The sequence below is a fragment of the Arthrobacter sp. H20 genome (assembly GCF_000520515.1).
Lineage (GTDB): Bacteria > Actinomycetota > Actinomycetes > Actinomycetales > Micrococcaceae > Arthrobacter_D.
This window is the reverse complement of record NZ_KI914746.1, coordinates 9,853-20,104: the sequence shown is the minus strand read 5'-3', so window position 1 is coordinate 20,104 and position 10,252 is coordinate 9,853. Positions and strand designations below refer to the sequence as shown.

General features: G+C 61.4%; 12 protein-coding genes and 1 tRNA gene. 5 read left to right on the top strand and 8 right to left on the bottom strand.

The features are described from left to right. Positions 1-36: 36 nt before the first annotated feature. Positions 37-357, bottom strand: coding sequence for a transposase (locus Y703_RS0113570; protein WP_026553136.1), 321 nt, complete (start codon positions 355-357; stop codon positions 37-39). A 141-nt stretch (positions 358-498) separates the two neighbouring features. Here Y703_RS0113570 and Y703_RS0113565 point away from each other — a divergent pair, with 141 nt between their 5' ends. Beyond that, positions 499-867 carry a hypothetical protein gene (locus Y703_RS0113565; RefSeq protein ID WP_026553135.1) on the top strand — a complete coding sequence of 123 codons (369 nt, stop codon included), beginning with the start codon at positions 499-501 and terminating at the stop codon, positions 865-867. Between the two features lie 132 nt (positions 868-999). On the opposite strand, the gene Y703_RS22720 is transcribed toward Y703_RS0113565, so the two are convergent. Further along, positions 1,000-1,185 carry a hypothetical protein gene (locus Y703_RS22720; protein ID WP_026553134.1) on the bottom strand — a complete coding sequence of 62 codons (186 nt, stop codon included), beginning with the start codon at positions 1,183-1,185 and terminating at the stop codon, positions 1,000-1,002. Positions 1,186-1,358: 173 nt separating this feature from the next. On the opposite strand from Y703_RS22720, the gene Y703_RS22715 reads away from it, so the two are divergent. Beyond that, positions 1,359-1,571, top strand: coding sequence for a hypothetical protein (locus Y703_RS22715; protein ID WP_216698901.1), 213 nt, complete (start codon positions 1,359-1,361; stop codon positions 1,569-1,571). 248 nt (positions 1,572-1,819) lie between these two features. Here Y703_RS22715 and Y703_RS20990 read toward each other — a convergent pair whose 3' ends face one another. Beyond that, on the bottom strand, positions 1,820-2,833 hold the full coding sequence (locus Y703_RS20990) for a hypothetical protein (RefSeq protein ID WP_155849535.1): 1,014 nt from the start codon (positions 2,831-2,833) through the stop codon (positions 1,820-1,822). A 445-nt stretch (positions 2,834-3,278) separates the two neighbouring features. Between Y703_RS20990 and Y703_RS0113545 the strand changes: the two genes are divergently transcribed. Further along, positions 3,279-3,620 (top strand): hypothetical protein, encoded by a 342-nt coding sequence (locus tag Y703_RS0113545; RefSeq protein WP_026553132.1) that lies wholly within the window; start codon positions 3,279-3,281, stop codon positions 3,618-3,620. Between the two features lie 366 nt (positions 3,621-3,986). Here Y703_RS0113545 and Y703_RS0113540 read toward each other — a convergent pair whose 3' ends face one another. From Y703_RS0113540 to Y703_RS0113520, 4 genes are all read right to left on the bottom strand, one after another. After that, on the bottom strand, positions 3,987-4,688 hold the full coding sequence (locus Y703_RS0113540; protein WP_155849534.1) for a helicase associated domain-containing protein: 702 nt from the start codon (positions 4,686-4,688) through the stop codon (positions 3,987-3,989). A gap of 19 nt (positions 4,689-4,707) precedes the next feature. Continuing rightward, positions 4,708-5,001, bottom strand: a complete 294-nt coding sequence (locus Y703_RS0113535; protein ID WP_026553130.1) for a phosphotransferase — start codon at positions 4,999-5,001, stop codon at positions 4,708-4,710. A gap of 509 nt (positions 5,002-5,510) precedes the next feature. Further along, a tRNA-Lys gene (locus tag Y703_RS0113525) sits at positions 5,511-5,586 on the bottom strand. 90 nt (positions 5,587-5,676) lie between these two features. Further along, on the bottom strand, positions 5,677-6,792 hold the full coding sequence (locus Y703_RS0113520) for a PQQ-dependent sugar dehydrogenase (protein ID WP_026553128.1): 1,116 nt from the start codon (positions 6,790-6,792) through the stop codon (positions 5,677-5,679). Between the two features lie 118 nt (positions 6,793-6,910). Between Y703_RS0113520 and Y703_RS0113515 the strand changes: the two genes are divergently transcribed. Then, on the top strand, positions 6,911-7,861 hold the full coding sequence (locus tag Y703_RS0113515; protein ID WP_026553127.1) for a 2-hydroxyacid dehydrogenase: 951 nt from the start codon (positions 6,911-6,913) through the stop codon (positions 7,859-7,861). 38 nt (positions 7,862-7,899) lie between these two features. On the opposite strand, the gene Y703_RS0113510 is transcribed toward Y703_RS0113515, so the two are convergent. Then, a complete protein-coding gene (locus Y703_RS0113510; protein WP_026553126.1) occupies positions 7,900-8,391 on the bottom strand; it encodes a hypothetical protein in 492 nt (163 codons plus the stop codon). A 115-nt stretch (positions 8,392-8,506) separates the two neighbouring features. Between Y703_RS0113510 and ilvD the strand changes: the two genes are divergently transcribed. Next, positions 8,507-10,210: a dihydroxy-acid dehydratase gene (gene ilvD, locus Y703_RS0113505; RefSeq protein WP_026553125.1), complete on the top strand. Its 1,704-nt coding sequence runs from the start codon at positions 8,507-8,509 to the stop codon at positions 10,208-10,210. Positions 10,211-10,252: the final 42 nt, after the last annotated feature.

Here is a 10,252-nt window from a genome sequence, read left to right as displayed (position 1 = left end):
CCCCGTATTCGTCCTTATATTTGTCGATGTAGGCGATCATCGTCGTGAGGGGCGGTCGAGCTCCGCCGCGAAGAAAGCCGACGCCGACTTCAAGATCCCGTTCGCCCGCCGCAACTCAACGACCTCACGTTCGAGCTCCGCCAGCCGGGCAGCGTCATCGGTTGTGGTCCCAGGCCTCAGGCCTTGATCGATCTCGACGGTACGCAGCCAGCCACGGATCGTGTCCGCCGGAATACCAAGCTGAGCACCAATCCTGGTACACGCGCCCCGCCGGCCACTCGGGTCCTTCTGCGCGTCCATCACCAGCCGGACCGCCCGCTCACGAAGCTCATCCGGATACTTCTTAGGTGCTGCCATAAGGGCTCATCCTTTCAAGGAACCAACACCCTCCATTAAACCCGGGGCGGTTCAAAGCGATGGAGAAGAGTTCTCACGGGAGTGGGAATAAGTGGATCGATTGATACAACTCTCGTCCCCACGGACGGACACCACTGCCAAGTGCTCGTCGATGTTATCGATGGCAAGGATGTTTTTGTCGTCGCCCCCCAAACCGAGATCCCAGATGAGGTCATCGACTCAGTCAAAGAGGTGAGGCGAATAGCAACAAGTACGGTGTCGCTCGTCGAAAGCCTCGAAGTAATGGAGGAAGTTCGGCACATCGAAACTGCCTGCAAGACATTCATGCGCGATTACCATAAAGGAGATGACGTCGCGGCTCTTGCAACAGGACTTGAGGCGCTTCGTGCTGATGTGGGCGAGTCGGTCGCCTTCCTTGCCAAAGTGTTGAAGCTTCGCGGACCGTCACGTTTTGATGTCTCGCCCTACGAGCCGCGGGCTACGGAAATCCTGCAAGGATGGCTCAAATGATCGCGCGTATTCGACCGCTTGTTTGCATCGGGGAGATACCGGTTGGACCCGGACAGGGCGTAGCCTGACTGCAGAATCGGTTTAAGGTCGAATGTGTCCGCAGGTCCTCCTCTGAGCGGCAGCAGCTCTTAGTCAAGCAGCTTTCGGAGTCTTGATCTCTTGGAGTGTTTTGATGGCGTCGCCGCGGCGGCGGGCGAGGCAGATGATGCCGACTCTTGGCATGGACATCAAGACGATGGAAAGAGGGAAGTCGTCCAGCATTTTCTCGAATTCGGCGGCGACGATGGTTCGCTGGTGTTTGAGCTCTTTGACCTGCATAGCGACGCGTGGGATAACTAGTTCCACCGCGTCGGTGCCGATCGCGGTAACCGTTCGTTCCCCGAGGGCGGTGACGATTTCATCGATGAGTTTGGTCGGATCCTTGCGGCTGCGGTTTCTTGCACAGCGCAGCTTGTTGCCACGCCTGCGGGGCGTAAGCTGGTTAGCCCGGCGTGTGTGATCAACAGGTCGAGCATAAGCCCGCGGGTGAGGATCGTGCCGACGGAGACCCGTTCCAGGGACGGAAAGATCTGCAGCAGCAGGGACCGCAACCGGTTGATCGCGCGGGTGCCTTCAATGGTCAGGTCAGCGTCGAAGCCGCAGAGGACTGGGCTGTCGGCGCCCACCGCTCGCACGAGGTGAAAATGTCAGTGTCGGTGACATAGTGGGTGTGTGCAGGGTGGCGGGCGACTTCACCACCCCAATCTTCTAACCGTAGTGTTTCTCGAAGCTAGCTACCAAAGATGACTGCGTCGAGGACCGTGAGAATGTGCTCAAGTTCATCGCGACTAGGAACCACCGGATGGCCGCATAAGGTAAGGCGTCACCAGAGCGACATCGAGGGTCGTGGATACCGCCTGCCTAAAGGCCGACGAGCACGTTCGACCTTCGTTCCGGGTGGCTCCGCTACCCTTCACCGGTCGTCAAGCGACTCGCTAGACAACAAGCTACGCACCCACTCCTCGTGTTCGTCGAGGTCGAACTGCGCTAGTACGAGGCTTTCGTCAATCCAGTCCTCGGATACCGCAGCGCTACTCTCTTGGGTGGCAGAAAGTTCGGGCTCACTGACGGTCGTAACCCGCAACCAAACTGGCAGCGCCCGTGTGTCGAGAATGATGCTGAGCAGCCTTAGCTGGACCTTCAGCGCCTTTTGAACGTCATGAGTTAACTTGTTCCACTTGATCTGTCGTTCGCCCGGGCCGCCTGCGGTGCAGTCGAACGCGAGAGGTTCAATATACTGCGACTGGATGGTGCGTCCAAGCAATGCGGCTCGCTGAATGACGGACTGTTGGCTTTCGTTCCATCGCTCCGCCCGCGGTAACGCGCTCTCCATGTCCTCCAACGCCTGCTGCGCAGCATCAAGCTTCTCGGCCTCCGCCCCAGCCTCTCGTCGAAGCCTCCGACCCTTCCAAAAGAGTACGCTGCCCACGGCAAGCAGAGCAGGTAGCGCAACGATGCCTGTCAGGACAACCGTGCCGCCTGCAACGCCCAGGCCGCCGGCTGCTAGCGAACCGCCACCCAGCCAGGCAAGGGTCGCACTGGAGGCGGCGGCGCCCGAGAGCGAGGCGATGGCGGTCCCCGTCGACGCGGTCGCCACGGCCGAAACGGCAGCGAACACACCGGCCGCAGTGCCTGCACCCACACCGGCACCAGCGATGCCTCCCGCAGCACTCTCGGTCAATGTCCTGAGAATGCTGACTTGCGTCTGCTCCCTCAGACTTCGAATCTTAATTTCTTGCGATCCTGCTCTTCCATCAAATGGCCCGTCCTGTTGGAGGTCAAGCAAAGGTTGCCAATCGATCATGGCTGCGGTCTCAAGGAACGGCAGGACGAAGCTGTTGCGGGCTAGTTCAAGCGTCTGTTCGGAGTTCCGGAGCTGAATCGTGACACGCTCGGTCAGCAGGTTCGATCTGCCGATGATCTGCATTCGCCGCGTGTCATTTTCTTGGTGAACCGGCCCGTGTAGCGCTCGGACGACTGCTCCGCGCCGCTGTGGGGCCACGAGTGCGCGCTCCATCTCAGCTTGAAGCTCCGTCTCCTTGTGCCCGAGCGTATCGAGGAGTCGTTGACGATACCGGCCGGACGGATCAGTCTTTCCTGACTCGATACGCGAAATCGCGACGGCCGCACTTTTCGGGCTCTCGTCACTTCCGTACCCGGCAGCACGTCCCAAATCCTGCTGACTCTTAGCGTTCGCCTTTCGCCATTCTTTACCCCACTCCTTCAGAACCATCCCCTGTGCGGCCAGGCGCGGGTCCAAATTAGGGCGTTCAGTAGCCATTTATTGACGCAACTTCCTATTGATGCCTATACTCGGGCTAACTTAGGGCTAATCAGCCCGTAGCTAACACTAAATATAACAGGGAGTGATCATGGACGTTTCGGATAACAGCAGTACACACGCCACGCACGGGGGAGGGACGACTGGTGCAGAAAGCGGGTCAACCGATGCCAAGCCCTCTACCGAGAGCGGCGGGAGTCCCACGCTGACGCTCGACGCAATCCCTCTCGCCTCGCTCGGAATGATAGTTGCCGTCGGGTTTGGTGTTGTGTTGCATAATCCTGACGTGCGCAGGGTGTGCTCCATGGTCCTGCAGGACCGCGAAGTGCGAAAGGTCTGCCGCGAAGCAGCGGAAACAGTGTTCGGCGAGATCGGTGCATCATGGCGGCGGCATGGCGGCATGGCGAGCCTTGCTACCCTTCTCCAGCACTGATTCAGCAAGCACCTGGATTTGTGAACCCGTGAGTAAAAGGAGCTGTTTGTAGTGTCGTCATCCCAAGAATCGAACCGACAGCTGGAAGCCTGAGCGACGAAACAACTGCACATAGTCTCAACCTGCCACCGAGTCACGAAGGTGTATCCGTAGGCAAGAAATAGAACTGCTGTCAGCTCGGCATCCCTCTGTGCCTAAAGTGGTCCTCGCCATTGCCCTCGCCGATCTTGCGGTGATGGTCCGCAATACGAACGTCGCACGGATGTAGCTAACCAGCGTTGTATGGACGCCCGCCTGAGACCGCAAGCAGTACATGTGCCAGAGTCAGCTGAGAAAGCCTGAGCCGGGACAATCGAAGGACTAGGCTCACCGCGGCCAGGTCTCCCATCCTGGTATCCGCTCGTTCAACCGCCTGTGACGGTCCGGATTCAGGGTGCCGTCCCGATGCAGGCCGCGCTGCGTCGTCACCCAGGTCGACAGAATGTTCTCGAACCGGTCCTCGCCCCTGCGGAACCGGGGGAGGTGCCCTTCTACCGCCTGGAACCCTGCCACCTCATCCAGACGCTCCGCCCACAGCTCCACTTCGGCCTCCGCACGCGGCCGGCCCACCCAGTTTCCGAAAGCATCCTGCAATGCAGCTTGGCGTTGCTCTCCCGTAGTTCCTCGGCGGATCAGCCTGCGTTGGCCAGCAACCCACTCGGCCATGCGTTTCTCGGCCGGGTCTTTGGAGAGTGCGCGGGGCATCCGCCGGTGCCGCCTGTAGAAGGTCCGCACCTCCTGGAGACGCTTCTCCCAGGACGGGCGCCGCGGTTTACTCGCACGGTCGGCGGCCGTCGGCAGGGAAGGCTGGTCGTGGAGCATCAGGCGCTTGCCGGCCAACTCTGGGTGGGTCCTCTCGAAGGTCCTGATCACTTGACGGACCCGTTTGAGGGGAACCCGGCAGTGGCGCGAAATCTGCTCGGAACTCATCCCGCGCAGGTACATGAGCCTCCACTCCGCCACGGAGATGCATGGACCCCAGTCCTCGTCGGGGTCCCCTTCCGCCTCGATACCGGCCGGGTTAGCCATTCCCACAGGATAGGGCCGCTCAGGCTGCTTGCGGAAGGAGTATCTGCCCGCCAGTGAACCGGTGATGGGCCTGGTCGATCAGGGACGCGGTCCGGCGTAGCTCCATCGCTGCATTCACCTCAGCCGAGGAGAAATCGAACCGGGTGATGATTTCCGCTGCGGTGAAGCCGGGATTCTCGGCGTTGCCGGCCCTCTTGAGCAGGTGGGTGATGTCCCAGACGGGCGGCGCCCAGCAGACCGTATCGAAGTCGAACAGCACTGCCTGACCCATCGAGATCATCGCATTCCCGCCGTGCGCGTCAGCTTGGACCATGCTCCAGGAGGTTGCCGCGGTGAAGAGGGTTTTGCGCAGTCGTGTTCGCCGCGGCTGGCTACCTGGTCGCTGTCGCGGCCATGTTTACCCCGCACCCGTTTCTGATTGGCGCCATCATTGCGCTGGCCGTGTCCGTCATGTGCCAGGAGGCCGCCGAGAACATCGCCGATTCGCGTCTCAGGATCGCCGCAGCCAAGGCCGGCAAACCCCTGCCACCCGCGACCGGCCCACAGGTAACCTTCGCGAGAGGCGCCAGCACGAAACGGCGTGGACCCCGGCAGCCAACCGATCACCGGAAGTCGAAGAGGTCAGTCGGCTCAGGGGGTCTAGCCACTCTGGTCTCACAGGAAAGGCCGCACTACCCTTCATGGGCGGTGCGGCCTCAGCAGCCGGCGAGCTCGTGCCTGTTTCTGACCAAAGTAACCCGCAAAGTAACACTTTTCACTTTCGTCGTTGGCACAAAAAAACCGCCTGACCTGGCATTATGCCTAGTCAGACGGTCATTTAATTGGTGCACCCCTCGGGACTTGAACCCGAAACCCTCTGATTAAGAGTCAGATGCTCTGCCAATTGAGCTAGAGGTGCGTGTTGGTTGTGCCCATCGGGCCAACCGCAACAGCATGAAACTCTACCAGCACTTTGACCGATATCCGAAATTGACCAGTGACCGCTCAGCTAGTCGGCTGTGACACTGAGCACCCGTGACTGTGAGTCCTCGTTGGTGGCGATCAGCAGGGTCCCGTCTGGGCCTTCGATCACGTCGCGTAGCCGACCATACTCCCCATCGAAGGCGCTGATTGGTGCTTCAGCAACTCCGGTCCCCAGCGGTACCTGCCACAGCCGTTCGCCACGAAGCCCGCCGATGTAGGCCACATCGTCAATGATCGCCATTCCGCTCGGCGAGGACGCGGCAGTGGAGGGCCACACCACCGCAGCGTCGATAAAGCCGTCAGCGCCAGGGGCTCCGGTGACTGCTGGCCAGCCGTAGTTCCCTCCGGGCTCGATGAGATTTAGCTCGTCGTCAATCTCTGGGCCGAATTCGCTGGCCCACAACCGGCCAGCTGAGTCCCAGCCGAGGCCCTGCACATTGCGGTGCCCCAGGCTGTAAACCGGAGAATCCCCGAATGGGTTATCAGGGGCCGGATCGCCGTCGGTCGTGATGCGCAGAATCTTCCCGGCAAGACTTCCGGGGTCCTGCGCTGCAGCTGGTGCAGCGGCGTCCCCAGTTCCGACATATAGGTATCCGTCGGGGCCAAACTTGATCCGGCCGCCGTTGTGAATGTTCGCCTTCGGAAGGCCAGTCAGCACCTCCTGGGGCTCGCCCAAGCCATCCTCGCTGTAGTCAAGGCTGGCTATCCGGTTGTCAGCGGGGCTGGTGTAGTAGACGAAGAGCCGGGGATCTGCCTCGAAATCCGGCCCGATTGCCATGCCGAGCAACCCGCCCTCACCCGCCGCTGCCACTTCACTGGCAAGTGTGCCGACGGTTCTCACTGACCCGTCTGCCACCCGCTTAATCTCACCGGTTTCGCGTTCTGTCACGAGCAGCGACTCGTCGGGCAGCCTGACCAAGGCCCAGGGCACGCTAAGAGAATCGACTAGGGTCTCGACAGGGGAGAGGACCGGAAGTAAGTCAGGCGGTGAACTGCTCACTGGAGCTGAGCCGGTGCTGCTGGTTGGCGCTGCAGTCCCACCGACGATCGGGTCAGGCGCGGCGCCGGTGCAGGCCGAGACGGCTAGTAGGGCCAGAGTGGTCGGCGCGACTATGGTGAGGAGCTTTATTGTGGTTCGCAAGATCCCTCGTCCTCCTCCTGTGGTGGCAACCCGGATGCCTTCGACGTTACGACCATGATTCGCGGGTGTCTACCGGCGGCAGGTGTCGTGTGCGGGCCATCGGCACTAGGCTCACATGATGGTCAGGATCAGAACAGTTTCGGTGCCCAGTGTTGAAATGCTTGAGGCGCTGCAGCCAGCGCCCGAAGGAATCTCCCTGGTGGTGTGGGACTTCGACGTCGAGCCAGTGGGGGCTGAACTCGCTCACATTGACGCGGCAGTCCTGCCGTATATGGCGTCCCCCGATCAGTTCGGTGATGCCGTGCGAAGTGCGCCGAACCTGCTGCTGGTGCAGACCCAGTCCACTGGTTATGAAGGCATCCCGGAACTGGTTGGCGACGACGTCGCGGTCACCAGCGCAGCAGGGGTCCACGCCGCGGCGACTGCTGAACTCGCGATCGGCCTGACGATCGCCTCGCTTCGGGGCATCGATGATGCGGTCCGTAACCAGACCCTCGGGCAGTGGAAACCCGCACGCTTCCCAGGCCTTGCAGATCGCAGAGTGTTGCTCGTGGGCGTCGGAGGAATCGGCGTCGAGATTGCCCGGCGCCTCGAACCCTTTGAGGTGGAGCTGACCCGGGTGGGTAGTTCAGCCCGCGACGACGAGTGGGGGCGTGTGCACGGCAGCGACGAACTGGTGGTGCTGGCCGGGCAGGCAGACGTCCTGATCGTCATCACCCCGCTCACTGGGGCTACCCGCGGCCTCATCGATGCTGAGGTTTTGGCGGCGATGCCCGACGGCGCCCTGGTGGTCAACGTTGCCCGTGGTGCGGTGGTGGATAGCGAGGCCCTGACCGCCGAAGTGGTGAGCGGTCGGCTATCGGCAGCGCTTGATGTATTTGATCCGGAGCCAGTGCCGGAAGGGCATGCACTGTGGGCGGCACCTGGAGCTCTGATCACTCCTCACAGTGGTGGCAATACCGGTGCGTTCTGGCCTCGGATGATCAGGCTGTTGAAGCGTCAGCTGGATAGCTTCGCGGCTGGCAAGGAGCCAGCCAACCTGGTGCAGCGCGGATCCCTATTCAGCTGATCCAGTTGGTCAGCTGATGTGGACCCACCAGATGTGACCTAGACCATCGCGATGAAGGCCGTCATGAAGGCGTCAAAGTCCGTTTGATCGTCTAGTTGATCGATTGTGAGCTGTGAGTGGGGGCCCGAGCTGAACCGTGCTTCTGGCTGGACGCCGAACCGGAAGGTTCGCCCGGTACTGGTTCCTACCTCGAAGTGACCGTCATTGAGGCGCAGGACGTGTGAGAGGTTGGTCATGTTAATTTCTACGGGTATCCCGGACGCTGCCAGTGTGTGCGAGTCGACAGGGGCAATCATGATCTCGGTCGGTTTCCAGCGGTAGCCCACCACGTAGTACTTGGGCGTGATCACGCGCGCGCCATGGGGCTCTCGGTGTTGATAGCGTTCGTTGGCTGCGAGGACCAGGTTGTAGTCACCGTAATTGGGGATCTGGGAGTCAAAGATTTTCCTCAGGTCGTCTTTGAGTTGGTCGCTATCGGGAGCCCGGTCGGGCACTTCTCGTTGGTCAGGGTCCGATGGAGGCGTCGACATAGGGCCAAGTTTACGTGCCATGGCTCAGCTGGAGAGAGTCGGGACTAGTTCGGTGTTGCCGTAACAGGCTGGTCACATGGGATAAGTGAAAACCGGTACGCCTAGACTTTGACCCATGAGCATGGAAACTACCCCTGATATCAAGCCGCGAAGCCGGGCCGTCACCGATGGATTTGAGCGGGCCCCTGCCCGCGGAATGCTCCGTGCGATCGGCATGGGCGATGACGATTTTGCAAAGCCACAGATTGGCGTCGCGAGCTCGTGGAACGAGATTACTCCCTGCAACCTCTCCCTTAACCGGCTGGCACAGAGCGCCAAGGAAGGCGTTCATGCCGGCGGCGGGTTCCCCATGCAGTTCGGCACCATCTCCGTTTCGGACGGCATCTCCATGGGCCATTCGGGGATGCACTTTTCGCTGGTGTCGCGTGAGGTGATTGCGGATTCGGTGGAGACAGTCATGGAGGCCGAGCGGATTGATGGTTCGGTCCTGTTGGCTGGTTGCGACAAGTCGCTGCCCGGCATGCTGATGGCTGCCGCTCGGTTGAACCTCGCGAGTGTCTTCCTCTACGGCGGGTCGATCATGCCGGGCTGGGTGAAGCTCGAGGACGGCACAGAGCGGGAAGTCACGCTGATCGACGCGTTCGAAGCAGTGGGCGCCTGCGCCGCCGGGAAGATGAGCGAGGAAGACCTCACCCGCATCGAAAAGGCAATCTGTCCTGGCGAAGGCGCCTGCGGTGGTATGTACACGGCCAACACGATGGCCTGCATCGGAGAGGCCCTCGGCATGTCGCTTCCAGGTTCGGCCGCGCCTCCGTCGGCCGACCGCCGTCGGGATCAGTTTGCCCGCAAGTCAGGTGAGGCAGTTGTTAACCTGCTCCGCCTGGGTATCACGTCGCGGGACATCATGACCCGCGAGGCGTTTGAGAACGCCATTGCAGTAACGATGGCCTTCGGTGGGTCGACCAACGCTGTGTTGCACCTGCTGGCAATTGCCCGCGAAGCAGAGGTTGAGCTGACACTCGATGACTTCAACCGGATTGGCGACAAGATTCCTCACCTCGGGGATCTGAAGCCGTTCGGCCGCTATGTGATGACCGACGTCGACAAGGTCGGCGGTGTGCCGGTCATCATGCGGGCGCTGCTCGACGCCGGATTGCTCCACGGAGACGTCATGACCGTCACCGGTAAGACCCTCGCCGAGAACCTGGCGTTGATCAATCCGCCGGACCTCGACGGCAAGATTCTCCGCGCCCTGGACAACCCCATCCATGCCAGCGGCGGCATCACGATCGTGAAGGGGTCGATGGCCCCCGACGGCGCTGTCGTCAAGACCGCCGGATTCGATGCCGAGGTATTCGAAGGAACGGCTCGGGTCTTCGAACGGGAGCAGGCCGCGTTGAAGGCGCTCGCCGACGGGGTGGTGGTGGCCGGCGACGTCGTCGTCATCCGCTATGAAGGCCCCAAGGGTGGTCCGGGAATGCGCGAGATGCTCGCCATCACCGGTGCGATCAAGGGTGCTGGCCTGGGCAAGGATGTGCTGCTGCTGACCGACGGTCGTTTCTCTGGTGGCACCACAGGACTGTGCATTGGGCACGTTGCGCCAGAGGCGGTCGACGGCGGGCCGATCGCGTTTGTGAAGGACGGGGACCGGATCCGCGTCGATATCCCCAACAAGAGTTTTGACCTGTTGGTGGACGAGGCCGAGTTGGAAAGCCGCAAGGTGGGCTGGGAGCCATTGCCGGCTATCTACACCAAGGGCGTTTTGGCAAAGTACGCGAAGCTGGTGCACTCGGCATCCGAGGGCGCTTACTGCGGCTAGCCCGTCCGTCTCTACCCCTCCCGCCGAGCTCTACCCCTCCCC